The sequence below is a fragment of the Geoalkalibacter ferrihydriticus DSM 17813 genome, assembly GCF_000820505.1.
In the GTDB taxonomy this organism is placed as follows: Bacteria; Desulfobacterota; Desulfuromonadia; order Desulfuromonadales; family Geoalkalibacteraceae; genus Geoalkalibacter; species Geoalkalibacter ferrihydriticus.
Window position 1 is genome coordinate 90,844 of record NZ_JWJD01000004.1, and the last position, 25,841, is coordinate 116,684.

15 protein-coding genes are annotated in these 25,841 nt (G+C 54.4%); all 15 read left to right on the top strand.

Features of this window, described 5'->3' with window-relative positions; all coding sequences use genetic code 11:
• Positions 1-127 precede the first annotated feature (127 nt).
• On the top strand, positions 128-1,186 hold the full coding sequence (locus GFER_RS19365; RefSeq protein WP_235264078.1) for a ThiF family adenylyltransferase: 1,059 nt from the start codon (positions 128-130) through the stop codon (positions 1,184-1,186).
• Complete coding sequence (locus GFER_RS19780; protein ID WP_074669435.1) at positions 1,183-1,659, top strand: Mov34/MPN/PAD-1 family protein; 477 nt, start codon at positions 1,183-1,185, stop codon at positions 1,657-1,659. The genes GFER_RS19365 and GFER_RS19780 overlap by 4 nt, the downstream gene beginning before the upstream one ends.
• Before the next feature lie 142 nt (positions 1,660-1,801).
• Positions 1,802-3,211 carry a Wadjet anti-phage system protein JetA family protein gene (locus GFER_RS11525; protein ID WP_040099762.1) on the top strand — a complete coding sequence of 470 codons (1,410 nt, stop codon included), beginning with the start codon at positions 1,802-1,804 and terminating at the stop codon, positions 3,209-3,211.
• Positions 3,204-3,863, top strand: coding sequence for a DUF4194 domain-containing protein (locus GFER_RS11530; protein WP_052446330.1), 660 nt, complete (start codon positions 3,204-3,206; stop codon positions 3,861-3,863). Before GFER_RS11525 ends, GFER_RS11530 begins: the two co-directional genes overlap by 8 nt.
• A complete protein-coding gene (locus GFER_RS11535; protein ID WP_040099768.1) occupies positions 3,847-7,332 on the top strand; it encodes an SbcC/MukB-like Walker B domain-containing protein in 3,486 nt (1,161 codons plus the stop codon). Before GFER_RS11530 ends, GFER_RS11535 begins: the two co-directional genes overlap by 17 nt.
• Entirely contained in the window at positions 7,332-8,522 is a 1,191-nt protein-coding gene (locus GFER_RS11540) for a Wadjet anti-phage system protein JetD domain-containing protein (RefSeq protein ID WP_040099773.1), read from the top strand. Before GFER_RS11535 ends, GFER_RS11540 begins: the two co-directional genes overlap by 1 nt.
• A gap of 89 nt (positions 8,523-8,611) precedes the next feature.
• The gene (locus GFER_RS11545) at positions 8,612-9,589 is read left to right on the top strand and encodes a DUF4917 family protein (RefSeq protein ID WP_040099775.1); all 978 of its coding nucleotides are present in this window, start codon (positions 8,612-8,614) and stop codon (positions 9,587-9,589) included.
• Positions 9,590-10,132: 543 nt separating this feature from the next.
• Positions 10,133-11,371 (top strand): hypothetical protein, encoded by a 1,239-nt coding sequence (locus GFER_RS11550; protein ID WP_040099777.1) that lies wholly within the window; start codon positions 10,133-10,135, stop codon positions 11,369-11,371.
• Positions 11,372-11,601: 230 nt separating this feature from the next.
• Positions 11,602-12,135: a BrxE family protein gene (locus tag GFER_RS11555; RefSeq protein ID WP_052446331.1), complete on the top strand. Its 534-nt coding sequence runs from the start codon at positions 11,602-11,604 to the stop codon at positions 12,133-12,135.
• Positions 12,125-12,916, top strand: a complete 792-nt coding sequence (locus tag GFER_RS11560; protein WP_040099778.1) for a BrxA family protein — start codon at positions 12,125-12,127, stop codon at positions 12,914-12,916. The genes GFER_RS11555 and GFER_RS11560 overlap by 11 nt, the downstream gene beginning before the upstream one ends.
• Positions 12,897-13,496, top strand: a complete 600-nt coding sequence (locus GFER_RS11565) for a BREX protein BrxB domain-containing protein (protein WP_040099780.1) — start codon at positions 12,897-12,899, stop codon at positions 13,494-13,496. Before GFER_RS11560 ends, GFER_RS11565 begins: the two co-directional genes overlap by 20 nt.
• A 17-nt stretch (positions 13,497-13,513) precedes the next feature.
• Positions 13,514-17,134, top strand: a complete 3,621-nt coding sequence (gene brxC, locus GFER_RS11570; protein ID WP_040099782.1) for a BREX system P-loop protein BrxC — start codon at positions 13,514-13,516, stop codon at positions 17,132-17,134.
• 2 nt (positions 17,135-17,136) lie between these two features.
• The gene (pglX, locus tag GFER_RS18715) at positions 17,137-21,168 is read left to right on the top strand and encodes a BREX-1 system adenine-specific DNA-methyltransferase PglX (protein WP_074669434.1); all 4,032 of its coding nucleotides are present in this window, start codon (positions 17,137-17,139) and stop codon (positions 21,166-21,168) included.
• Positions 21,165-23,681 carry a PglZ domain-containing protein gene (locus GFER_RS11580; RefSeq protein WP_040099784.1) on the top strand — a complete coding sequence of 839 codons (2,517 nt, stop codon included), beginning with the start codon at positions 21,165-21,167 and terminating at the stop codon, positions 23,679-23,681. Before pglX ends, GFER_RS11580 begins: the two co-directional genes overlap by 4 nt.
• Positions 23,678-25,792 carry a BREX system Lon protease-like protein BrxL gene (gene brxL, locus GFER_RS11585; RefSeq protein WP_040099786.1) on the top strand — a complete coding sequence of 705 codons (2,115 nt, stop codon included), beginning with the start codon at positions 23,678-23,680 and terminating at the stop codon, positions 25,790-25,792. Before GFER_RS11580 ends, brxL begins: the two co-directional genes overlap by 4 nt.
• The last annotated feature ends 49 nt before the right edge of the window (positions 25,793-25,841 follow it).

Here is a 25,841-nt window from a genome sequence, read left to right on the forward strand (position 1 = left end):
CAACTCAAAAGCTACCCTTCAATCAATTCCCCTCATCAGGGTGCCCAGACCTCTCCGGCCGTCAGAGTATCCAAACTCTGTCTCAGATCTGTACGCTCTTCTCAGGAGCGACACAGATGCGCTGTCGATGTTGCAAAATCTCGTTTGCGTGAACAGGGATAAGCGCAAGGGTTTGTTACTTGCCTTTCCCGGTCGCCGAGGTCACGGTTTTGCGGGTCTTATGTTGCCTAGCGCCAAAAAGGAAATCGATTATGGTTTCCGCAAGGGACATATGTCGCAGCACATCCTTCTGCAACGCTATGGCGTTTACCCAGTCAGAGGTGCGTCGGTTATCCGCTGCGATCCTTCCTGGGTCCACGGCCGCGATCACAATCCCGATGTGACGATCCTTGGAAACAAGACTGTCCTTCTGCTGGGGGTTGGTTCACTGGGAAGTGGGGTCGCTGAGCTCCTAGCGAAGATGGGCATTGGCAAACTTGTTCTGGTTGACCCGGAGGCTTTATCGACGGAGAACACAAGTCGACATACACTTGGCGTTCGCTCAATGTCACGGATGAAAGCTGCGGAACAGGCGAATATCCTCTCTAAACGATTTCCCCACCTGCAGTTTGAGTCACATTGCGAGCGATGGGAACTCTGCTACAAAAAGGATCGGTCCATATTCACCTCTGCAGACCTTATCATCTCAACGATTGGTTCCTGGTCGGCGGAAAGCAGTCTTAGCGCTCTCACCTATAACTCCAAGGAATTTCCTCCCGTCATCTTCGGCTGGCTCGAAGAGCAGGCAGCAGCCGCCCATGCGGTTGCTTTCTTTGGAGAGGAGGGATGTCTTCGCTGTATAACCGATGACATGGGACGCCCAAGAGTGCCGGTTACAAAATGGCCTGGTGTTGGAACTCAAAAAATGGTGCCCATGTGCGGTGGTGTATTTCAGCCCTACGGTGCGAACGAACTCTCCTATTCGCAGACCCTCGTAGCGGATCTCGTTGCCGATATCCTACTTGGACGAGTAACCTCATCTGCCCATCAAGTTTGGATTGGCCAGAAGAAATTGCTGGAACGCGAAAATGGGGAATGGCATCCTGATTGGATAGTCCGCCATGGGAGCCCTGAGAACGGCGGCAGAATGATGATTGTTCCCTTCAAGAATGATGTGAGTTGTCCTATTTGCGGTAGACCACTATGATCCTTGCATATAGCACCGAAACTGGTGGCCCTTTGGTAATACTGAACAATGAAGTAGTCGCTTCCCTGGTTCGCCACCGCCAATTATCTGCGAAAGACAAGGAAGCGGGAGGACAACTCTTCGCCAGATTCGACGGCGGCAATACGATTATCGTTGAAGCAACTGAGCCCAAGCTACTTGATCGGAGAGGGAGGTATGGGTTCCTTCCGAACCGTCTTTTACAACGACAGGAGATAAAAGCTCGGCACAAGAAAGGAAGGCATTTTGTGGGGGACTGGCATACTCACCCACAGCCGATACCTTCCCCTTCCGGTGAAGACATCAGGAGCATGGTTGATTGTTTTCGCAAGTCACGTCACGAACTGAAGACATTTCTTATGATTATTGTGGGAACTGAGGAACCGCCGGAAGGCCTATTGGTTTGCCTTGTAAATGAAAGAGGGGTGCTTAATCTTAGATGCGTACCACTCTGATCCTGTCAAGCTCATTACTCAAGGGATATGGATAATATAGTTTGGATACTGCAACATGATGTTTTATTTCGAGGTGGAATCATAATAAGCGCCGAATGCACTTTTGTGCGCCTTAGGTATCCCAGAGCGAGAGATTGATATAATGCTTTTCGGCAAGCTCCCAGACGATATCTTTCGGCCCCTAGCCGGTCCTAATCGCCACCTCTTCGAGAAGGTGCTCAAGCGTCTCCACACGCTCTTCTTTGATGACGACAACCCGGACTCCGACGCGCCGCGGCGCGAGATCGTTCAGCACGAGATCTATCAAGTGTTGGCAATCGAGGAAACTCTCGCCCTGAAAGACGAGGAGGCCGAGGCGGTCTACGACACGATTCCGCTGGCCGCCGATTACATTTATCGCCGCCTCGTTAACACCGGATGGCTGGAGCCCGAGGAGGACGGATACCACACCAACGTTGTTCCCAACCCGAACGCCAGGCTCTTATTGGAGGCTTTGCTCGGAATTGAGGCGCACGAAAAAAAGAACTACGGCCGAACAGTCATCTCGATCCTTGCCCACATTGAATCAGCGATCAACAACCCGAAGGAACGGGGCATCGTTTTTCTGGATGCCGTTTCACAAACTCGGGAGTTCTCCAACCATCTCAGGGGCATTTTGTACAGCCTGAAAGAGGTGCAGGATCTTCTGGCTAAGATCAATGACCCCAAGAAGGTGCTGGCCTCCTTCTTCGAAGAGTTCGTTGAGAATATCCTTATCGCAGACTACAAAACACTCAATTCAGCCGATAATCCATTCCGTTTTCGTGGACGGATTATCAGCTTGCTCCAGCAGGCCGAGCATATCGACAGCATTTTTCATCCCCTTGTGGAGGCGTATGCCTCTCACTTCAGTATTGGCGAAGATGATGCCGCTGCGCGTCTTCGGAGGGATATGGACTACATTTCCAGGGTTTTCCGGTCAGTAGACAGACGCCTGGAAAAAATCGATTCCTTCTGTTCCCGACTTCAAAACAGGATGGAGGAGACCGTTCGCTTTATCGATCGAACTATGCCTGGCATATCCAATCGGCTTGTCGATCTTCTCAGCAGTCTCGGTCCAGTTCTACAGGATGATGGTGATCTCCCGGACATCCCAGGCCCCCTTCTTAGCAATCAGACCAAGGTCCTAAGCCCCTTCAGCCTATACAGTCCCCGCGGTCGCAAAGAAAAACCGGCGGCGCAGGTTCTCAGGCCCAAATCAGTGAATCCAGAGGTGAAGCTGCGCAAGGAACTCATCCGCCGGTTTATGAAAAAAAGAGCTTTCGAACCACACCGGGTCGTGATGTATCTCGACCGACAGATGGGCGCGCGGACGGTGATGAGCGCCTCCGAATTCGAAATCCTAACAGTAGACGACCTGATTTCTTTTTTGCTCATCCGACATCTACCCAAAATGTATGGCCGTGGTCAGTTCAAGGCCAAAGCATACAGTGTCAGACGAAAGAAGGATTTAGTTCAGACGGACTGGATCTCTTGTCCCAACTTCATCGTCGAAAGGCGTAAAAATGCTTAAAGATCTGAAGAGGATCGTCGAGCAGAACGAGCTAATCGAAGCCGACCACCTGCGGCGCGCGGCGGCCGTCCTCCTAGAGAGGCAGTTCCTGTATTCCGATGCCGATAAGGATAGGAAAGTGTACTCCGCCCTAGTAAATTTCTCGGATTACTATCGCAGCCTATTCGATGCAATGAATCACGAGTATATCCATGACCGGGAAATTGGCATGGTCGGCATTCTGCCTCGGGGTCGTACCAATTCGCTGCGGCTTAAAAAGGAGGAAGCCCTCTTGCTCCTTACTCTGCGCCTCGTCTACGAGGATGCTTTGGAGAACTTCAGGATTAAAAACAACTGCGCATACACCAACTCGGAGAAGGTGCTGGCGAAGTACGAGGTCTCGACCGGCGTCGACAAGCGACCGCTGCTCACGGAGCTTCGCCGCATTCTCAACGACTTCAGGCGCATGGGGGTTATCGACGACATCGAAGAAAACGAGAGGGTGATCGATTTTCGTATCCGTCCAGCCATCCGGTACGTGCTCAACGAAAGTTGGTTTCGTACGCTGGAGGTTTATGCTGGAATCCAATCCGCCGGAAATCTGGACCCTGCTGAGGTTGATGAAATCGATGCTGAGGAAATCGAGGGGGCACAAGATGAAGCATCTCGTTAAGATCATTTTCGTCCAGTGGTATCTGTTTGATATCCAAGAAATTCCGATCGTCGGCACTACCGCCGTTCTCGGTGGCAATGGAGCAGGAAAATCCTCCATTCTGGACGGGGTACAGGTCGTCCTGGCCGGTGGCGACAAAAACAAGATTTATCTAAACAAGGGGAGCAACGAACGCTCAGCACGAACAATTCGCGAATACTGCCTCGGAATTGTCAGTGATCCCAATGCGCCGGTGAAACTCCCGTCCCGCGACAGGGCGAATACCTATATCGTCCTGTGCTTCTATGACGATCAGAAGGACGAACATATCTGCGCTGGGGTTGCTATATGGGCAACGGCGGCGGAGCCAAGAGAGGACATCCTCGGGTATTTCATTACAAAAGGTGCCCCCCTTTCAGTCGATGATTTCAACGAAGATACATCTGAAGGGGCAGCATCCCTTCCCTGGGCACGCGTCAAAGACCGCCTGACTCGTCGGTTCAGGTTGGGCGAATCACTTGAGCTTCCCAACAAGGGCCCAGGGGATTTCACCCGCAAGTTCTACACGCACATGAGCGCTGAGCCGGCCATGCCGATGAGCGCTCCCACTGTGGTCAAGTCTCTTTTGTCAGCCATCTCCTTCAAACCAATCAATGATCCGACGAAATTCGTCCGGGAGAACATGCTCGACAGCGATCACATCAATATCCGTGATCTCAGTGAATCGCTGAAATTTTGGCGCGGCCTGCGCGATAAGGCCGTGAAAACCAGTGAGCTAATTTCGGAGCTCTCTGATCTCGATCGAATCTGTCGCAACGTTGAGGGTTTGGATGGAGAGATTCTCCATCACGAGCACGCATCGTACGCTGCACGCATTGAAATGTGCTATGAGCTGGCCAGCCCCGTTCAGATGGAACTGGACGAGATTAACGACGATCTCGTGCGCCTTGACAAAGAAGCTAAGGAGTTGGAGGAGGAAAAAGAGACGGTTCAGAAAAAACTTTGGGAAAAACAACGTGACCTGGAAAAGGAGGATGTCACTCAGCGGATTCAGAAACTGGAGGATGAGAGGAATATTAAGGAGAAAAACCTACGTCAGACAAGGAGTTCTATCGACTCCAGGCGTATGGATTGTCTAAGCCTCAAAACCCTGAGCGATGGCGCATCCAACATTCCTGAGGAGCTTTCCAGTGCTGCCAAAGAGTTGCTCGCCGAGGCCGATATCGACGATTTGCTCGGGCAGGCATGGCCGCAGTCACCGACTCATTTCGACATGTTGGTTGAAAAGTTTACAAAAGCCTCCACCAACGCTTTGCCTTCGATTTCCGCTCAGTCCGCAAATCTCTGGCAGCAAATTGTGCCGTTGCAAGAGAATAAGAGGGAACTAGAGGCGCAAGCTGCCATGCTCGCCAGAAAGCAGGCTCCTATAGGAAAGGCGACCCGCGGCTTGATGGAACTACTCGCCAAGAATCAAATCGAGGCGACTCCCCTGTGCGATTTGATAGATGTCAGCGATGAGCGGTGGCGAGACACCATCGAAGCTGTCCTCGGTAATGCTAGGGAGGCGCTCATCGTTCCGCCGGAAAAGAACAAGGCTCGCGATGCTATCCGAATCTACCGCTATGAAGGGAAGGGGTTCCGTGGTTCGCTCGTCGTCAATACCACGAAAACTGCAGAGTGGGAGAACCTGTCGAAAAAAGACTCTTTGGCCGAGAAGGTAACTACGGATGATCCTCACGCCCGCGCCTTTATCAATTTGCGCCTCGGTAACATCATCTGTGTCGAGAAAGAATCAGATCTGCTACAGCACCGTCGAGCGGCCACGACCGATCTTATGCTCGCCTCGGGTGGCACCGTCACAATGATGTCGGAGGTGCCGTATTCCATTTTGGGAAGACAGAACCGAGAGGCGCTGCGCGTTCGCCTCTCGAAATTGATCGAAACCAAAGCAGTGGAGATTGAAAAGCTCACCGCGCATCAAAATCGCGTCGAAGACGCCGTCCAGATCATTAAGGGCTTCGTCGCCAAGTTCACCAATGCCGAATGTGTTACCGATCTTGCTTCCGAACGAAGATCCTTGGAGGATCGGATAGAGGAGTTAATTAGCGAAATCGAACTGCTGAATCAGAAGGAGAACACGAAACTTAAGCAGCTCATTACCGATTTGAAGGGCACTCTTGATGATGTGGTGAAAAGGTTGATGGAGGCCCGAAGTGAAGCGGAATCTAAAAGAGAATTCCGTGTCCACCTGAGCAACTTCATTGCTGAGCGAGAGAGAGAGGCCGAAGCCTTCGAGGCCTCCCTGGGGGAAATACGCGAAGATTCCCGTCTCGATCCGGCGCTCGCCTCGGAAACCTTGTACAGACTGCGCGTCCGCTTCGCCGAGAGCGAAAATGTTTATGAAGCTGTGATCAATCACATTCATGGGCACCTCGAAAGCCGGCGGAAAACTCGCGCCACCTCCAAGGAAAAGGTCATGGTGGGTCTTACGAATTTTCTCAGCAAAAACTTTGCACAGACATTTTTGCTGGGTGATGGCGCACTTGACTTCGAGACTTTTGAACAGCGGGCGAAGTTCATTGCTGAAGAGAAAACGCGCCTGGAGGAGACAACTCTCGCAGAATACGAGACAAGGGCGGAGAACGCTCTGAAGGAAGTAGAGGTCACCTTCCGTACCAAATTCATCAGTCGTCTCGTCGAACGCCTCGGGGCAGTGCGCGACAATATTGCCGGGCTGAACAAAATTCTCAAAAACCGCCCCTTCCACGGGGAAATCTACCAGTTTCGCTGTGTCGCCAATCCTGAATTGGACAAAGTCATTAAATTCGCAAAGGCGATTGAAGAAGACCGCTCCAGCCAATACATGGGCGGTCTTTTCGACCCGGCCAACGATCCCGATTCGCCGCACCGTGAAGCGATCGAGTTCATCAACTGGGCTTTTCAGGACGATGACGCCGCCAAACTCGTCTCCGACTACCGTAACTACTATGTCTTCGATGTGGAGATGTTCGACCGTGATGGGAATAAAGTAGCAAACCTCAAGCACCGCATAGCCAAAGGTTCCGGAGGAGAGAACATGGCGCCGTTCTATGTGGCCATCGGGTCCTCTCTTTCCGCCTCATATCGAATCACCAAAAGACTCAATGGCACAGTGGCGGGAGGGATGAATCTAGCTCCCTTTGATGAGGCATTTTCAAAACTTGATGCTGCCAACTGTTTTAACTGTCTGGAATTTCTTAAGGATACCGGTCTACAAGTGCTGTTGGCAGCGCCCGACGAAAAGTACCCGACACTGGCCGCACAGGTCGACACGGTCGTCTGGGTTTATCGCGACGGCGTTGACGTCGAGATTGAGACGGAATTCTTGTCAACGAAAGCGCATGACCTACTACGCTCCGATAATCCCTTTTTCATAAAAAAAGAAGATGATGGAACCGAGAAGGAATCGGATTCTATATCCATCGAGCGTTCCGTTGTCGGGGGCACCTGATGAACCCTGGTCATGATCTCCTTCGGAAGCTTTTCCAAATCTGGCAGCGAAATCCGGATGGAAAACAGAGAAAGACCCTTACGATCACAAAGGAGCGGGCTCCAGCATATTTTCAGACAATCGATCCCGATGCCAAAGATCAGTTACATGCTTGCTTGAAAAACGCCGCCGCCGAGGGATGCATCGAGCTGGTTTGGGGAAAGCATTTTGAAAGCCATCTTCTGCGCAAAATCATCCTCCTGGACGGAGAAACGCTAGGACGATTTTTGGGAGTGCCGCTCGCCCGCGAGATTGCCGCCGAAGCACAGGCGAAGTTGATGTTCCATGTCCCCCCTGAAGAGTCTTGGCTCTCGGATCTTGTTGCCCGGGTAGCAGAAAAATGGTCCCGTGGAGAGGCAGCTTACCGGATTTCCCCTGGAGAGGTCGGGGAAGTTAAGCTCCTGATCGACGCCTTGGGCGCGGTTAAAGAAGGCAAACAGAAAGGCCTCGATTTACGCACCTTCAGCGCCAGGGTACTGGGTGACTCGAAGGCGATGGAGAGAATGTACGACCGCTTCGCCCGCATCTGGAATGAACAGTTCGATACTGGCTTGGAGCCAAAGGAGCTTTTCGAAAGTCTGGGCCTAGTCAAATTCCCACAACCCCTGTTTTTCAAAGGGCCAGTGAGGATAAAAAGTGGGGGAGATTGGCTGAACATGGAGCCCCTAAAATGGGGATTCGGAATTCCTCCCGATGCGATTGAAGATATCGCGTTTGCGCTAATGCCCTCCTATATTCTGACGATCGAGAATCTCGCCTCCTTTAACCGGCATGTACGTGAGGTGGATGATGAAGGTCTAATCGTCTTTTCCGCCGGCTTTCTCAATCCGCATACAGCAGAGGTAATTCAGACCCTTGAACGCAAACTGGACTCTCATACTCCCTTTTTTCACTGGGGGGATATCGACGTCGGAGGTCTCCGCATCGCCAATCATCTGCAGGCGCAAATCCGAAGGGACCTTCGACTCCATCTGATGAGTCCCGAAATCCTTTCACGGCACGGAGAAATGGTCACTGGCAGCCTGCCGCGGTTCAGGGCAAAATCCATAAGCCCGCAGATTCAGGATTTGATGGACGCCTTGGTGAGTCATGACCCAGCTATTATTTTGGAGCAGGAAAGTATCGACCCGCAGCCTCCACAGATTCCCTGAAACCAAGCTTCTTTAGAAAATATCGTATGAGCGGGGATGTACGATCAATTCATGACTCTCCCCCCATCTCCAGTGGTTAGGATGACAAGATGACGTTTGAAGAAATGCGGGAAACTATTGGTGAAGAAAGGATTTCCGTTCTCTTAGGCAACGGATTCTCCCGAAGCTGGTGCGACGAGCCATTTCATTACGAAACCCTCTACTATGCAGCCAGATTCGGAGATCGCGAACGTGAAATACGCCAACTTTTCACAGTCCTGGAAACTCAGGATTTCGAGAAGGTGACGAGCCGTTTGCGAGCATCCAGAGATATTCTCCGATTGTATGCGGCGAACGAAGCTCTGGTGACACAACTTGAAGCTGATGCGCAACTGATTAAGGATGGCCTTCTGAGGGCTATAGCCGAAACCCATCCAAGTCGTCCAAATGAAATTTCCGATACCGAGTATCGGCACGTGAGATCTTTCTTGGCCAGATTTAAAAATATTTACACAGTAAATTATGATCTTTTGATGTACTGGGCGCGTAACCAGAATGATCTGCCGCCAGACGACTGGGATACGGATGATGGTTTTCGGGGTGACAGGCTTTGGGTGGGACCAGATACAGATCAAGAAATTTTCTTTCTCCACGGTGCACTACACCTATACGAAACTAGGTACGGTGTAAGGAAACATTCCTTTACAAAAAGGGGACAAGCGATAATCGACACTGTGCAAGAAAATCTTCGCCAAAATGTTTTCCCTTTGTTTGTTTCTGAGCCTACATCTGAAGCAAAGCTCAATCGAATTAATAAAAATCCATATTTGAGTTATTGCCTGCGGCAGCTAGCGAAAGAGTCCGGTTATATGTTTATCTTCGGCCATGGGTTCTCAGATGTTGATCGCCACATCTTCTCTGCAGTTGACCATAGCAGCGTGAACCATGTTTTTGTAGCTATTTTCGGAGACCCGAACGCCGAAGACAACCGCAGAATACGCGGCAACGCCACTGCGTATCTCCAGACTGAGTTTAGGCGTGTCTCCTTTGTAGAGGCTACGAGTGTGCCGATTTGGCGAGATGTGTGAAGCCCTTGTCACGCTTTGACTGGTGACTTAAACAGCGTACTCCCTGACATGAGTACATCATTGGCACCTGAAAATGGACCGTATCGGAGGGAGGTTCGCGCAAGGCGCCAAGCTGCTGCGGGAAAATACAAACCTGAGCGAATTCGTCTGTTGTTAGTGGAAGAAGCACTCCAAGCCGAAGCACTACCCCCCCAGTCAAGGCGACAGTTTTGATACCGCTCACAAGGATCTGAGAGCTGCGGACTGTAATAAACGAGCGATTGTATTTCCGTTCAAGCGGGCAACAAGCCCGGTTCCGCGAACAGTTCTGGGATCGGTATCTCGAAAAAACAGTTCGAGACCACTTTGTAATACCACCGTTAAAGGAGCTTGCCTCGCCAGCTCCTGAGCACCTTCTCAATGCGGCCCCTTTCACAGTCGAGGAGAGGTGAAGCTGGGAGCGTTTGTCTGTCCACTTGCATGTAACCTCTCCAGAGCTCGGCGCAATTTCAGAGTTCTTTATTCTTGCATTTTGGGACGCGATCATCGTCGAGGAGACACTCGATGGCCATCACGCGCGAGAATTTGTATGAGGAGGTCTGGGCAGAACCGATGATCACGGTAGCCAAACGCTACAATGTGTCGTCGAGCTTCCTCGCCCGTGTCTGTAAGCGGATGAATGTGCCGCGACCGGCCAGAGGGTATTGGGCCAAACTAGCGGTAGGAAAAACCAGTAAACAGCCTCCGCTCCCAGAAGCTCAGCCTGGGGACGAATTGGAGTGGTCACGCGATGGTGAACCGATAAGAGCCCCGCGAAAACTGCCACAGCCGCCGCAGGGTAGGCGTAGAAGAAAAGCCCACCCTCGTACCGACTCCAGCGGACAGCATAACCTCCTGGTGGGCGCCCGTGAACACTTCGATGCTGCTCGCGAAAAGGACGATGGCTATCTGAAACCACAAAAAAGACTCCTGGTCGATCTGATTTTGTCGAGAGAATCCCTTGCCCGTGCCTTGGAATCAGCGAACACCCTCTTCTTGGCATTAGAGAATCGTGGCCATCGGGTCGTATTTTCCCCCAGCTCAGAACATTTTAGAAGGGCCACGGTCGATCCCCGGGAGCATGATCTAGGATATCCCCCAACCCTGTGGTGCCCATACCGTACAACCGTTGTCTTTGTCGGAACGGTCGCGATCGGGTTAACTCTCTTCGAGATAGCAGAATCGGTCGAGGTACGCTGGGTCGATGGCAAGTACATTCGTGTCGCCGATGCTCCCCCGCCGAAGCGCAGGGGATATTCATCAAGCTCCTGGGTAAGCAAACGAGATCTGCCAAGTGGCAGGTTCTGCCTGCAGGCGTACTCACCTTATCCCAGAACAGACTGGAAGCGGCAGTGGCGAGAATCTAAGAACGGAGACCTGGCCAACAAAATCCCATCTATTGTACGTGAGCTTGAGCGCGAAGCATCCACCATCGCAACACTCGTTGAGGAGGCCGAACACGAAGCTGAACTGGAACGGCAACGATGGGAGGCGAAACGACTGCAGTGGGCACGTGAAGAAGCTGAGCGGAAACGCATGCAGGCACTGGAGGAGAGCCGTGAGCAGCTATTCGACATCATCGAAAAGTGGGCAGAGGCCAAGCGCGTCGAGGAGTTTTTTGATGACGCTGAGCGTCGGGCGGCCGAAATGAACACTGAGGATAACGCATTTTTCCAGGAGCGGCTTCGAAAAGCTCGCGCTCTTCTAGGAGGAGTGGATACCCTCCATCGTTTTCGCCAGTGGAAAGCGCCTGATGAGATTTAGGAAGACAATGAACCCGAGGTTTCCGCATCCAAGTAATACATGATTTCGAATCGTTTAATCTGGAAAAACCGACTATTGTAGGCTAGGATAAGAGCCCTATCTAATTTCATTTCTAATCTTTTTGGCAGATCTGGCAATGCGGGGGGCCTCCTTCTTCCATTCTGAAGTACCTACCCCCGTTCACAATCCTTGAATGCCCTTATGAGAGCATTAGCCACATCGGAGATGGTATGGTAGCCGATTTAAAAAACACTTCTCAGGTATTGAATCAATTTATCCTGATGCGTTTAGCCGTCGGCTATCTCGGGCAGGGCAAGCAGGCGGGATGGTGGGACTGCAACTTTCTCGATGCCACCGGCATCCGCTTCCTCGAAACCACCTTCCCGCGGACAGCCCGCGCCGCGGCTCTACGGGCCACTACCGAGGCGGCTTGCTCGGTACATGACAAGGCACTCGGGCGGGTCGGCTCCTATCATCTCTTCCGTCTGCCGCCGGCTATGGAAGATCTCCTGGAGCAAACCCTCGAACGAGAAGACATGAATGCCTTATTCAACGAGATCCAGTCTCACGAGGCAGCGCTGGAGACGCTCCATCACTTGGCCGATGCCTTGATCCACGCTCCTACGGGTCCGGTGCAGGTCGGAGTGGAAAGCCGGATTTTGACGCCGACAGCGGTGCGAGAGCTCGCCGCACACTATCATTCCGCCTTCAGAGAGGGCGTTCGGTCCTACCCTTACTTCGCCCCGGACAAAGATGCACGCTGACGAGAGATATACGACTCAGCTTCAGGCTGGGCTCGGGATGATTCCGGAGACGATGGATTTGCTGCGCCTGTGGGAGCCCGGGATGATCCCGTCTCACCTGGCTGACCGGGCGGTGGAGGAGGGATTGTTTTCCCGGGCTACCGCCAGGCGGACCAGGAATTTGGTGGCCGAGATGTTCGCGCCCCGCTACCTGGTGGAGCAGGGCGCGGTTGCTTCCCGCCTCAAATTTCTTCTCGAACAGCGCTTCCCGTCAAGCGCTCTGACCCAGGTATTTTACCTGCAGACGGCGCGAGCCCAACGAGTCTTTGCAGATTTCGTGATCGAGGTCTACTGGCCGAAGTACATGGCCGGCGCTCTTTCACTGGTCCGGGAAGATGCGGAATCGTTCATCCATCGGGCGCTCGATGCAGGGAAGATGCAGAAACGCTGGTCCGAAACGACCATTAAACGGATATCCGGATATCTCCTCGGGTGCTGTGTCGATTTTGGATTGTTGGAAAACGGACGGGGGAAAGAGCGCAGGATCAACCGTTTTTCGATCCGCTCGGATGTTGCCCTTTATTTAGCCTACGATCTCCATTTAAAGCCCCTGAGTGACATGTCCGTTGTTCATCACCCGGACTGGCGGCTGTTTGGCCTGAACAGTCAGGAAGTCATCCGCCTACTGAAGACGCTCAGCCATGATGGTCATCTGTTGATCCAGTCGACCGCAGATCTGGTCCAGATTTCGTGGAAATACCGCAGCATGGAGGAATGCCTCAATGCACTCACTCAAAGATAAGTTTGACGAGGTCTGCCTGCGTCTGGGGCACGGCCGGCGGCTGGAGAGTACCGGCTCCGACCCTATTTATTATCTGGTATTCCCGGTCAGCGAAATTCTCGCCGTGAAGCGTAATACCCGCGCCTGGGTCGCCAAACTGGAGAATCTGGGTTGGCGGGTGGTTACCCTTTCCATGGCCGAGGCGCTAAACTCAATCCTGCGACAGCACAAGCTGCGCAGGCAATGGCTCCTTGGCGAGAAGATGGTCCTAGATCAGGCCGCGCGCACAGGCAAGCCCATAGAGTTTGGCGAAATTAATAAAACTTTGGCTAAGGCCCTGACCGAAGGCACCGATCTCATTATGCTTCTGAGGGCCAAAATGGAGGAAGCGACCGCGCAGCCCAATGGTATCCTCCTCCTTACCGACCTGGAAGCGCTGCATCCGTATCTGCGCATCAACAGTATCGAGGCCCAGCTACAGGGATCGATCCGCTGTCCGGTAGTGGTCCTCTACCCTGGCAAGCGCGAAGGAAAGACCAGTCTACGGTTCCTGGAATTCTACCCCGCCGACCCCAATTATCGTTCCGAGCACATCGGATAACCGAAGGAGCTTTCGCTATGGCAACGATTCGTACCCTCTTCGATTCATCTCGGGCCCTCAGTCGCCCCATCGAGAAGGTGATTACCTATCAGAACCGCAGCGAAGCTCAGTTGCGGACCGAAATCTCAGAATACGTGGTCACCGAAAACATCGAGGAGAACTTCGCCGACCTGCTCAAGAAAATGCAGGCAGCAATGCAGGGAGGGGACGGTCACGAAATCGGGGTCTGGGTCTCCGGCTTCTATGGCTCGGGTAAAAGTTCATTCACCAAATATCTCGGTTTTGCTCTCGACCGAGGAATGAAGCTCGGTGATGACTCCTTCCTCCACCTTCTGCAAAATCAACTCAAGACAGTTCCGGTCCGCGCTCTTTTCAATCAAGTCTCAGCCACCTACGATGCGGCCGTCATCTTCCTCGATCTGGCCAGCGAGATGCTTGCTGGCGCTTCGATGGAGGATATCTCAACCGTCCTCTACCTGAAGGTGCTTCAGTGGGCCGGCTACTCCGAAGACCTCAAAGTCGCCGAGCTGGAGCGGATGTTGGAGATGGATGGGCGGCTCGATTCCTTTTTGAGCCGCGCCAGCGAGGAGCTAGACGGTATTGACTGGAAAGAGGTGCGCAACCAGCCCCTGGTCGCCAACCAGATCGCCGCCCGCCTGGCCTGCGAGTTCTACCCGAAGCTCTTTCCCAAGGCCGAGGACTTCCAAAACCTGACCCTGCACGTGAGCAAGTCCGAATTGAAGCGGGCCGAGGAGATGGTCGAGCTGGTACGCCGCAAGTCGGGCAAAAAGAACATCCTCTTTATTGTGGATGAAGTCGGTCAGTACGTTTCCGCCAAGCCGAACCTCATCCTCAATCTCGATGGCCTGGCGAAAAACCTGAGGCAGATTGGGGGCGGGACCGTCTGGCTGTTCGCCACGGCCCAGCAGACGCTCACCGAAGACAACATTTCGGCGATGCTCAACGCTCCCGGTCTCTTTAAGCTCAAAGACCGTTTCCCAATCCAGATCCATCTGGAGGCCAGCGACATCAAGGAGATCTGCCATAAGCGCCTCTTGACCAAGTCCACGCCGGGCGAGCAGGAACTCGGAAAATGGTTCGACAACCATGGACCGTCCCTTCGCACCGCCACCCAGCTCAGGGATTGTGGGGTCTACGAGACCGGGTTGGGTCGGAAGACCTTTGTCGACCTCTACCCGTTTTTGCCTGCTCACTTTGAAATTCTGCTGCAGTTGCTCGGTCGCCTGGCACGCAAGACAGGGGGGCTGGGGCTGCGTTCGGCCATCAAGGTCGTGCAGGAGGTCCTGGTTGAACGTAGCGGACAACAAAATTCCCTCGCTGATGAGCCGGTCGGACACTTGGCCAATACGGTCACTTTCTATGACGCCCTGCGCCGCGACATCCAGACGAGCTATGCACACATCGTCGAAGGGGTAGAAGCCGTCGTCCATCGCTTCCCGACCGAACAGTTGTACAACCAGGTGGCCAAATCGATCGCCGTTTTGCAGATTCTCGAAAACCTCCCGGTCACCGCGAATAACATCGCCGCTTTGCTGCAGCCCACCGTTGATGCGCCGGCCCGAAAAGATGAGGTCGAGAAGGCAATCGCTGCCATGCTCAAAGACGGCATGATACCGCTCGGGGAAAAGAACGGCAGCCTTCGTTTTCTCACTCAGACCGGCATCACTCTGCAGAAACAGTTCGATCTGATCGAGTTTCGGCAGGTCGACCTCCGCGCGGAAGTCAATGGCGTGTTGCGTTCCATCTTCAAACCGCTCCCCTCTGCCCGCTTGAGCGGAGTTCGGCCCGTCACGGCCGGTTTGAAGATCGTCATTGGCGGAGGTCAGTCGGTTTCCCTGGAGGGGGAGAAGGAAGCGATTCAGTTTCATGTCGAGTTCGTGCCAGCCGTCAGTTACGATGAAACACGAAACGAGCGGGAGAACGAATCCCGCACCGCGCGTGAACGTGTCAGCATTTTTCTCATCGGACGCGCTGATCCCGAAGCCGACCAGCTTGCGACCACTCTGGTGCGCTGCCGTAAGTTTCTCGATCAGCACCGCACGGCCTCCGACCCGGAAACCCAGGAGTTCGTCCGCATCATCGTTGAGCGCCTGACCCGCACTGCCAACGAACTGGAGCGCAAGCTCCAGGCGGCCCTTCTCGCGGGATCATTCATCGCCCACGGAGCGCACCAGCCGGTGTCCGAGCGGGGAGCGGATGTGATGGAGGCCGCCAAAAGTTTTCTCGCCGATGCCGCGGCGCGAGTCTTCGACCGTTACCCGGAGGCGCCTCATCAGGCGGATACCGGTCTTGCCGAAAAATTCCTCAAAACTCCCCTTGATCGCATAACCACAGCCGAAGATCCCCTCGGTCTGGTCAGCCGGGCCGGCGGCCGAGCCCAGATCAGGACCGACCATAAAGCGATCGTCTCCATCAAGGACTTCCTCGGGCAGCAGGGGCAGGTCGAGGGTCGGCGGCTGCTTGACCATTTCGCCGCTCCCTCCTTCGGTTGGGCCAAAGATACGATTCGCTATCTGCTCGCCGGTGCCTTCCTCGGTGGTGAAATCAAGCTCCGCATTGCCGGTCATGACCATGTGGTCAAAAACGATGAGACCTTCGCGGCCTTCTCTTCCAATAGAGCGATCGGTGCCGTCGGGATCTCCTTGCGGCAGGAGCGCCCTGACCCAGAGGCGTTGGTTCGCGCCAGTGATCGGCTGAGGGTTCTGACCGGCGAAAACATTCTCCCACTGGAAGACGAGATCGCTGCGGCAGCCAAGAAATACTTCCCGAGCTATCAGGCTGCCTTCGCTCCACTTGCCATGGAGCTTTGCGCACTCGGCCTTGACAACACCGATCAGGCGGACCGAGCAGAAAATCTGGCGAACGATCTTACCGAGGTGGTCAGCGGTGACGGCTCCGACGCAGTCAAACGTATGGGCGGGATCGAAAGTCCGCTCTACGATTCATTGATATGGGGGCGAAAGCTCAAAATGGGCCTGGATAACGGACTGCGCTCGACGTTGACACATCTCACGCGATTGCGTCGCGATATTGAGGGGCTGCCGGATTCCGGCATTCCGGCACGGCTGAAAGAGACCGCTGCAGAACCGTTGGCGACCGTAAGCGACATCCTGGGCCGGGATTCCTTTTTCGATGAAATATCCTCGTTAGGAACGGCTGCCGCTGAGATCGACCGACTGGTTGCGGCTGCCGTCAACGATCTTTCCGGCCAGCAGGCGGAGCTGATCGCAGCAGAAGAGGAAAAGTGGAGCGGGTCTCCGGATTGGAACAACCTGTTGGAGGCCGAGCGTGAATGGTTCATCAGCCAGACCGGTACTCTCACCGTGAAGGCTGAAGGTAATCTTGACGGGCTGAGAAAACTTCTTTCCCACGATTTCACTCTGAACCACCAACTCCGCGATCTCGCATCCACCATGTCTGAAATGGCCGCTACGAATAAGACCAAAAAGCGAGATCCTGAACCGGAGGTGAAGGATGTTGAGGTGACCGAATTGGTTGTGCCGAAGGTATTCACCTCCACCAACGATATCGATCTGCTGATTGCTGAACTCAACAAACTGCGCGCACGGTTCTATCTGGACAAGAAGGTTCGCATTCGCTGGAAGGAAATCGACTGATTATGGCTTTTGATAAACCGACCCGCAATCGTCTCGCCAAGTTCGTTGCCGATGCCCGCCGTGTTATCGCCGATGAGTTCACAGAGCAGTTTCAGAGTCTCTACGGCATTTCCGCTAAGGGCGATCTCGCTCCACTCGACAAGCTCAGCCACCTTGACGACATCGGTCTGGCCACTGCCGCCCTATTGCGGGAGCGCATCGATTATCTGGTAAAGACTCATCCCGATGACAAAGACGGTCGAAAGGCTGCTGTCGACCGCCTGGCCCGAGAGCAGGCCTTTACCGTCCTTAACCGCCTCGCCGCCATCCGCATGGCGGAAAAGCGCGATCTCATCGTCGAATCCGTCGGCCGGGGCTACCAGTCACGCGGTTTCAAAGTCTTCGAGACCGTCGCAGGCTCTGCTCTCGGCGATACCTACCATCGCTACCGCCGCTATCTCTTCTGCCTCTTCGACGAGTTGGCCGTCGATCTCGGTGTCCTCTTCGACCGGCGCTCGCCCCAGGCCCTGCTCTTCCCCCGCGAGCCCGTCGTCCTGGCACTGCTCGACCTCCTCCACTCCGCGGACCTGGAGCCCCTCTGGGCGGAGGATGAGACCATCGGCTGGATCTACCAGTATTACAACGACCCCGAGGAGCGGAAGAAAATGCGCAAGGAGTCTGCAGCCCCGCGCAACTCCCGCGAACTCGCCGTCCGCAACCAGTTCTTCACCCCCCGCTACGTCGTCGAATTCCTCACCGACAACACTCTCGGCCGCATCTGGTATGAAATGACCCAGGGGCAGACCCGTCTCGCTGAGCAGTGCCGCTACCTAGTCCGGCGTCCCACCGAGATCTTTCTCGCCGAAGGCGAAATCGCTCCCGAAACGCCCGATCAGGAAGGCCTTAGCCAAGAGGCACTCCTCAAGCAACCCGTACACATCCCGTACCGTCCGCTCAAGGACCCCCGTGATATCCGCCTCCTTGATCCCGCCTGCGGGTCCATGCACTTCGGGCTTTACGCATTCGACCTCTTTGAAACCATTTACGAGGAAGCGTGGGACAACGGTTTCTGTCCGGCTCTCCAGATCACCTACGTATCCAAGGAGGACTTCCTCAAAGACGTCCCCCGCCTCATTATCGAACACAACATCAATGGCATCGATATCGACCCTCGCGCCGTCCAGATTGCCGGGCTCTCTCTCTGGCTACGCGCCCAGAAAGCGTGGCAGGCCAGGAACGTCAATCCCGTCGATCGCCCCCGCGTCCGCCGCTCGAACATCGTCTGCGCTGAGCCCATGCCCGGCAGCCCCGAAATGCTCCAGGACTTCGTCACCACCCTCGACCCACCCCTGATTGGTGAGCTGGTGAAGACCGTCTTCGACAAAATGCAGCTCGCCGGCGAGGCCGGCTCTCTCCTCAAGATCGAGGAGGAAATCCGCACCGCCATCGACAGAGCCCGCAGGGAGTGGCTCAAGCAGCAGGGCGACCTATTCACCCGCATGGACAGCTCACAGGAGGAATTCTTCAACCCAGCCGAGCAACAGGTAATCGACGCCCTCCGCGCGTACGCCGAGCAGGCAGACGCCGGTTCCTACCAGCGCCGTCTCTTCGCCGACGATGCCGCCCGCGGATTCGCCTTCATCGACCTTTGCCGCAAACGCTACGACGCGGTGGTGATGAATCCTCCATTTGGGGAGTGGTCGGCTCAGTACAAGAACTTGGCAAGGGATGCATTCCCTAACAGCTATAACGATATCCTCGCTGCATTTATAGAACGGGGCGGGCAGCTTCTCAGGCACGGCGGCCATCTTGGAGCGATTACATCACGTACGTGCTTTTTTCTCTCTTCTTTTGAAAAATGGCGAGAACGGGTAATACTTTCGTTTCTGAAGCCTGAAATTATTGCGGATCTTGGACTTGGCGTCATGGATGCTGCAATGGTTGAAGCTGCTGCCTATGTCCTTTCTATTCCGATGGACCCCCGTCAGAAATCTGAGATGAATTGTTTTAGGGCCCTCAACGAACAAGATCCTGCTAGAAAAATACAGAGTATGGTTGCCTCTATTTTAAAGGGCAGTCGCCCTGAAAACTATTATATAATCAATCCTTCCAGCTTCTTTGTTGTTCCCGGAGCTCCATTCAATTATTGGGTACCAGATAGAATTCGGAGCGCTTTCCGTTCATTCCCAAGCTTCGAGCCCAATACGGGAGTAGTTAGAGTCGGGACACAAACCTCCAATGATGAGCGCTTCGTCAGGACTTGGTGGGAGGTCAAAGAAAGCTCCATCATCCGGCGGCCAAACTCCCCCGTGGGCAACGACGCATGGGTAGCCTTCTCCAAAGGAGGTGGAATGTCACGATTTTATTGTGACTTTCCCCTAGTCGTAAACTGGCATAGAGATGGGAAAGAAATCAAAGATTTCAATGAGAATACCGGGTCTAACAAGGGTGGGCACTGGTCACGAAATGTTAGAAGTATTGAATACTACTTCATGCCAGGGCTAACGTGGGGGATGCGTGCATCGGCTCTAGGAATTTGTGCAATGCCCTCAGGTTGTATCTTCAGCACAAACGCTTATGGCTGCTTCCCAGTAGAAGATCCGTTAATTGTGCTCGCAATACTATCATCACAACCTGCGGCTTATTTGATTGATATGATGCTTGAGAGGGAAGGATTTTCGAAGTTTGTCCCTGGTATCGTTCAAAGATTGCCATTCCCAAAATACATACCGCCAGAAGTCAGAGAGGTTCTGCGAGACGCTGCTCTGAATTTGTGGAAGTCTGTTCGTGATGAGCGCTCTTGGTCAGAAACCTCTTACTCTTTCGAAGGAACATTGATCCCCGATAAAACAAAAAAACTTAATGCTTGTTTTAAAGACTACCGATTGACCATCGAAAAGCTTGAAAACGATCAGATGCTACACGAAAACCGTATCAATTCGGTCACTTACTCCATTTATTTATTTACAGGTGAAGACCGTACTGTTATTGAAAAGCGCTTCTCATCGCATTCAGAAAAGGGAAGTGAAGGTTCATCTTCCCGAAAGGAAGATGAAGATGTGAGCCTCTCTGACACCACTTCCTACGTGCAAAATCTTGTTAGTTTTGCTCTAGGCACAATTTTCGGCCGTTGGGAAGTCCGGTATTCTACTGGCCAACGCCAGGTTTCAAATTTGCCAGGTCTCTTCGAGGCGCTTCCTATTTGTCCACCCGGCATGCTCCAGAACGCCGAGGGCCTGCCCGCCGAGCCGAAAGATGTGCCCGCCGATTACCCGTTGCGCATTTCCTGGCCCGGCATTCTGGTGGACGACGAGAACCACCCAGAGGACATTGTCGCCCGCATCCGCGAAGCCATCGAGGTGATCTGGAAGGACCGCGGCGAAGCCATCGAGCAGGAAGCCTGCGAGATCCTCGGCGTGAAGTCCCTGCGCGACTACTTCCGCCGCCCTGCCACCTTCTTCGCCGACCACCTCAAGCGCTACAGCAAAAGCCGCCGCCAGGCCCCCATCTACTGGCCGCTCTCCACCAAGTCCGGCAGCTACACCCTCTGGCTCTACTACCACCGCCTCACCGACCAGACCCTCCACACCTGCCTGGCCGACTTCCTCGATCCCAAGATCCGCAAGGTCCAATCCGAACTCGATGCCCTTACCGCCTCGGGCCAGAGCGGCACCCGCGCCGGCGAGCTCCGCGAGTTCCTGGACGAACTTAAGGACCTGCGCGACGAGATCGAGCGCATCATCAAGCTCCCCTGGAAGCCCAACCTCAACGACGGCGTCCTCATCACCGCTAGTCCCCTCTGGAAGCTCTTCCGTCTGCCGAAATGGCAGAAGGACCTGAAGGTCTGCTGGGAAAAGCTCGAAAAAGGAGAGTACGACTGGGCGCACCTGGCCTATAGCATCTGGCCCACTCGGGTGGAAGATGTCTGCAAAAAAGATCGTTCTATCGCTATCGCCCACGGTCTGGAGCACCTCTGCAAAGTGGCGCCGCCAAAGGCGAAAGGCACGCGGGGGAGGAAGAAGGTTTCTCCCGTTACAGAGGAGCTTGATTTATGACGATTCGGGAATACATCCGTGATCAGGTCTTCCGCCGCAGAGCCCAGGAGAAAGGTGCACTCGTCATTTATGACCCAGTTCGCCGCTATTACGATGTTGCTCTGGATATGGCATGGGAAAAATGCCAGGTGATCGACGTTTCCCCATCTATCATTGAGCAGCGTGAGGCAGCTACGGAAGCTCTCAGCTCCTTGGCGGACGGTAACATCCATCAACTGGTGATCTGGATTCCGGCGCCTCCTCCCGCGGACAGCGATGCCAAGCAGCGAGACCCCTTTGCCGTTTTCGCCGAGATCGGAGCCGTCTTCCCCTCGGGCGATGGCGATGATTACGCTTCCATTTGTCGCCGGGCCAAGCCGGATCATGTCCCGGAAATCAATAGGCTTTTCGAAGACGGGGAGCCGACCTTTGATATGATGGATGCGCTCGACCAGGGGGGCTCCTGGCCCAAACTGAAAACCCTGCTGGGAGCCTCGTCCGCGAGAGAAATCCTGATCGGCATCGTATCGCCGAAACCGGAACAGGAAGAGGCGCTCAAGCAGGACCCGACCTGGGTGGGAGAAGCCAGGGAGTTTGTTCATCGCAGCCTTGGGCAAAGGCTTAAGACCAAGGGGCAGACACGTCAGTCGATCGCTGACGAGTTGTGGCGGATCATCCTTTTCAGCGAATTCGTATTCGATTCCGGGAGTGAAATCCCCTCGGCCCTTGCGACCCTTCCGCAAGCCGGGATCGAGGCGAAATCTCTGATCTACGATCTCTGTGATGAGTTACGCAAGCACGAGGACCATAAGGATACCTACACGATCTTTGCCTTGGAGATCGAGCAGGAGCTTTCACTCGCGGAGCGTACTCGCGAGATGACACAGTTTGGGGAGCGGGATACCTTCTCCTTTGAAGAGCGCCTTTTCCTGCAGCGCATGGTGGACCAGGCCCTTGATGGTGAGCTTGAAAAAGCAAGGGAAATCTGGGAGAGCCGCAGAAAGTCCATCTGGATGGGGCAGGAGGAGCGTTTGGCCGAGTGGACCCTTTCCTTGAGGGCTCTCGATCTTCTCGATACAGCCAGTCGTCTGAGCACCCCCCGCTTCCCCACGCTTGAATCGATCATCCATGGCTACGCTTTGAACTGGCGCGACCTGGACCGCCACCACCGAGAGATGGAACAGGCCGTCAATGAGTGGCAGGGGGACCACGAAGGGCTGGAAACATTGGTCGCCCGCGCCCGTTCTGCATACTTCCGATCTGTTGAGGCTCTTCAAGCCGAATTCGTTCGCCTGGTGGCTACCGAGGGGTGGCCGGTCAGTGGGGGCCAAGTGCTCTGGAACTGCCAGATCTTCTCGAAAATGGTCGCCCCGGCCCTCGACGCCGGCGAGCGCGTGGCCTATTTTCTCATTGATTCTCTACGCTATGAACTGGGCGTCGAGATCGAAAAGCAGCTATCTGACAAGCGGCCGGTTATCCTGCACACCGCCTGCGCTCAACTGCCGACTTATACCGAAGTGGGGATGGCCAGCCTGATGCCCGAGGCCGAGTCTGCTCTCAAGATGATCAGCAAGGATGGGAAACTGGTCACGACCCTCGGTGGACAGGTGGCAACTGCCCCGGCTACGCGCTTGGCCTACCTGCAATCGAAAAAAGGTGACCAGTGCGGCGATATCGACCTTGACGATTTGGTTCGCCAGAAGAAACCGAAAATGGGAGACAAGGTGCGACTGCTTCTTGTCCGCACCCGTGATATTGACTCCATTGCCCATGATACCCCTCATCACGTCCTGCAATTGATCCCGACACTTGTGCGCCAGATCCTTCGCGGGTTGACCAAGGTGGCGGATATGGGCTTCGATAGAGCGATCATTGCCACTGACCATGGATTCATCCTCTTCCATGAACAAGGGGCAGGGAATGTTGCCCCGCGCCCGGCAGGTAACTGGCTGATCGAAAAAACTCGGTGCATGCTCGGCCAGGGCCAGGCCGATGCAGCGAACTTGGTGCTGAAACGCGAAGATCTAGGTATCCCAGGTGATTTCGAAGAATTTGCCGCGCCCAAAGCTTTGGTCCCTTATTCCCGCGGACAGATATACTACCATGAGGGGTTATCCCTCCAGGAATGCGTGCTTCCCTGCCTCAACGTTCAACTTGTCTCTGGCAAGAAAGGGAAAAAGCTCTCACCCGATAGCCTGGTATTGACTTATCGCCAGGGGAAAACCAACCGCATTACCTCTCGTCGTCCTGTCGTGGATTTGGCCTGGCCGCAGGCTGGGCTATTCACCGAAGAGGGAGAAATCGAGGTCGTTATCGAGGCCGCCGATCCCAAAGGAAAGATCGTAGGTTGGGTAGGCTCCTGCCCGACAATTAACCCCGCGACTGGCGGGGTGCGCATCAACCCCGGCGCCGCTCTCTCTGTAGGACTCCGGATGGAGGATGATTTCTCTGGGGACTTCACCGTGCGGGTGCTCGACGCAGCGACAAACGTATTGCTGGCCAGCCTTCATCTTGAGACGGGATATTTCGAATGAACCAGGATGCCCTCGACATCAAACTAAACGACGTCTTCTTCGGCAAGGTGGTGCGCAAGGATCTGCTCCTTCAGGTAAAAAAGGGGACCAACGTTCCATCCTTCGTGCTGGAATTTCTTCTGGCTCGCTACTGCGCCAGCGATGATCCGCGAGAGATACAGGAGGGGATGGCTGCGGTTCTGGAGACCATTCAGAAGAACTACGTGCGCCCCGACGAGAGCAACAAGGCGCAGATGATCGTTCAACAGAGGGGCAAGCACACCTTCATCGACAAGATCCACGTCAAATATTTTGAGAAGGAGAAGCGGCCTTGGGCGCGGATGGAGAATTTCAATTCCTCACGCATCGCTATAAACGATCGCTACTACCAATCTGAAAACGACCGCATCTTCGAAGGGGGGATCTGGGCGGAGTGCACCGTTGCCCACAACGATGTTGAAGATGACCCTTATGCCTTCTACATCGAAAAGCTTAAGCCGATCCAACTTTCCAGGTTTGATTTCGATGGGTTCGTGGAGGGGCGCAGGCAGTTCACCCGGGACGAGTGGATCGATGTACTGATCCGCTCGTTTGGCATTGAGCCGAGCTGGATGAGTCCGCGCCTGAAGTTTCATTATCTGGCCCGACTCGCTCCCTTGGTGGAGGCGAACTTCAACTTCATCGAGCTGGGTCCGCGCGGGAACGGGAAGTCCTACACTTTCAGCGAGTTCTCACCTTATTCGACGTTGCTCGGTGCACCGACCTCTGCCGCAACACTCTGGTGGAATAACGGCCGCAAGCAGGTTGGAATTATAGGCTTTTGGGACGTAGTGGCTTTTGATGAGGTCGGCGAAGGGATCGTGGTGCGAGATCGCGAGACCTTTCAGGTGATGAAGCAGTACATGGCCAACGGCAATTTCACCCGATCTTCCTCAATGGTTACGGCGAGCGCCAGCTTGGCTTTCATCGGCAATATCGATGATGCGATTGAGTCGGTGGTCAACTCCCCTGAGCATTCGCTCTTCAAGCCTCTGCATCCAGTATTCGATCTGGCCATTCTGGACCGTTTCCATACCTTCGTTCCCGGCTGGGAGATTCCGAAGAACAAAGACGAGAACCTGACCCGCAATTACGGTTTGATAATCGAATACCTGGCCGAGGCATTTCACCATCTCGCCCGCAAAACGAACCGTTTCGCCCAGGTGAAGGCTGCCTGCAAACTCGGCCCCGGCTATGACCAGCGGGACCAGACGGCCGTGCTGAAGACCGTCTGCGCTTTCGTCAAGATGCTCCATCCGGGCGACGAGCCGACCCAGGAGGAAATCAACGAGTATCTCGCCTATGCGATCGAAGGGCGGCGGCGGGTGAAGGAGCAGCTCAACAAAAAGAAGCCGGACGACGAGTTCGCCAATATCAACCTCGGTTTCTACGCACCCGACGGGCAGTTGATTACGGTCTTCTGCCCCGAATCGCGTTATGCCGACGCAACCCAGAACCCCTCACGCAGCCGGGCGCAGGAAGAAGAGGATGAGACTGTAGCTGCTAAGCCCGCTACTGTACAGCCACCTCCAGGGGCCTTTCCTCCGCCGGAGGCTCAACCTTCGGCCTTACCGGAGCCCGTTGCCTCAGAGCAGACGGAAGCCCTTGCCGCTAATAGAAGCGAACCGAAGGAGCGGCACTATCGAATCCATTACGGAGCAATCGGGCATTCCTACGAGAGCATCTTCGGCGACTACCTGCCTGGAGCAGAGGAGATCGTCATCGAGGACCCCTATATCCGGCAAAATCATCAGATCGGCAACTTCTTGCGCTTTTGCGAAACGGCCGTTCGTCTAGGCAAGCCGAAGCGTATTGTCCTGATCACGAAGTTTGACAACCAGTTCGAGAAGGACGAGGCGATGGCAAAGCTGTTTTCCATCGCCGACAGTCTGAAGCAGCTTGATATATCTTTGGAGATCAAGGAAAACGCAGCCTTGCACGATAGAGAGATAAGGCTGAGTAACGGCTGGACCTTAAAGATCGGGAGAGGTTTTGACATCTACCAGAAACCGGACGATTGGTTCCAGATCGGCGCAAATGACCTTTTTCTTAGACCGTGTTTGGAAACGAATGTGGACGTGATTCCGCGGTAGGGGGGTCCGTCTAAGCACGCGCCGAAGAACCGGCAGGGCGTGCCTTTTT

What these genes read in the sequence shown, in the direction of transcription:
- brxC (WP_040099782.1), top strand. Translation starts at nt 13,514, where the DNA reads ATGGCAACGATTCGTACCCTCTTCGATTCATCTCGGGCCCTCAGTCGC.
- GFER_RS11530 (WP_052446330.1), top strand. Translation starts at nt 3,204, where the DNA reads ATGCTTAAAGATCTGAAGAGGATCGTCGAGCAGAACGAGCTAATCGAA.
- GFER_RS19780 (WP_074669435.1), top strand. Translation starts at nt 1,183, where the DNA reads ATGATCCTTGCATATAGCACCGAAACTGGTGGCCCTTTGGTAATACTG.
- GFER_RS11550 (WP_040099777.1), top strand. Translation starts at nt 10,133, where the DNA reads ATGGCCATCACGCGCGAGAATTTGTATGAGGAGGTCTGGGCAGAACCG.
- GFER_RS11525 (WP_040099762.1), top strand. Translation starts at nt 1,802, where the DNA reads ATGCTTTTCGGCAAGCTCCCAGACGATATCTTTCGGCCCCTAGCCGGT.
- pglX (WP_074669434.1), top strand. Translation starts at nt 17,137, where the DNA reads ATGGCTTTTGATAAACCGACCCGCAATCGTCTCGCCAAGTTCGTTGCC.
- GFER_RS11565 (WP_040099780.1), top strand. Translation starts at nt 12,897, where the DNA reads ATGCACTCACTCAAAGATAAGTTTGACGAGGTCTGCCTGCGTCTGGGG.
- GFER_RS11555 (WP_052446331.1), top strand. Translation starts at nt 11,602, where the DNA reads ATGGTAGCCGATTTAAAAAACACTTCTCAGGTATTGAATCAATTTATC.
- GFER_RS11535 (WP_040099768.1), top strand. Translation starts at nt 3,847, where the DNA reads ATGAAGCATCTCGTTAAGATCATTTTCGTCCAGTGGTATCTGTTTGAT.
- GFER_RS11545 (WP_040099775.1), top strand. Translation starts at nt 8,612, where the DNA reads ATGACGTTTGAAGAAATGCGGGAAACTATTGGTGAAGAAAGGATTTCC.
- GFER_RS11540 (WP_040099773.1), top strand. Translation starts at nt 7,332, where the DNA reads ATGAACCCTGGTCATGATCTCCTTCGGAAGCTTTTCCAAATCTGGCAG.
- GFER_RS19365 (WP_235264078.1), top strand. Translation starts at nt 128, where the DNA reads ATGTTGCAAAATCTCGTTTGCGTGAACAGGGATAAGCGCAAGGGTTTG.
- GFER_RS11580 (WP_040099784.1), top strand. Translation starts at nt 21,165, where the DNA reads ATGACGATTCGGGAATACATCCGTGATCAGGTCTTCCGCCGCAGAGCC.
- brxL (WP_040099786.1), top strand. Translation starts at nt 23,678, where the DNA reads ATGAACCAGGATGCCCTCGACATCAAACTAAACGACGTCTTCTTCGGC.
- GFER_RS11560 (WP_040099778.1), top strand. Translation starts at nt 12,125, where the DNA reads ATGCACGCTGACGAGAGATATACGACTCAGCTTCAGGCTGGGCTCGGG.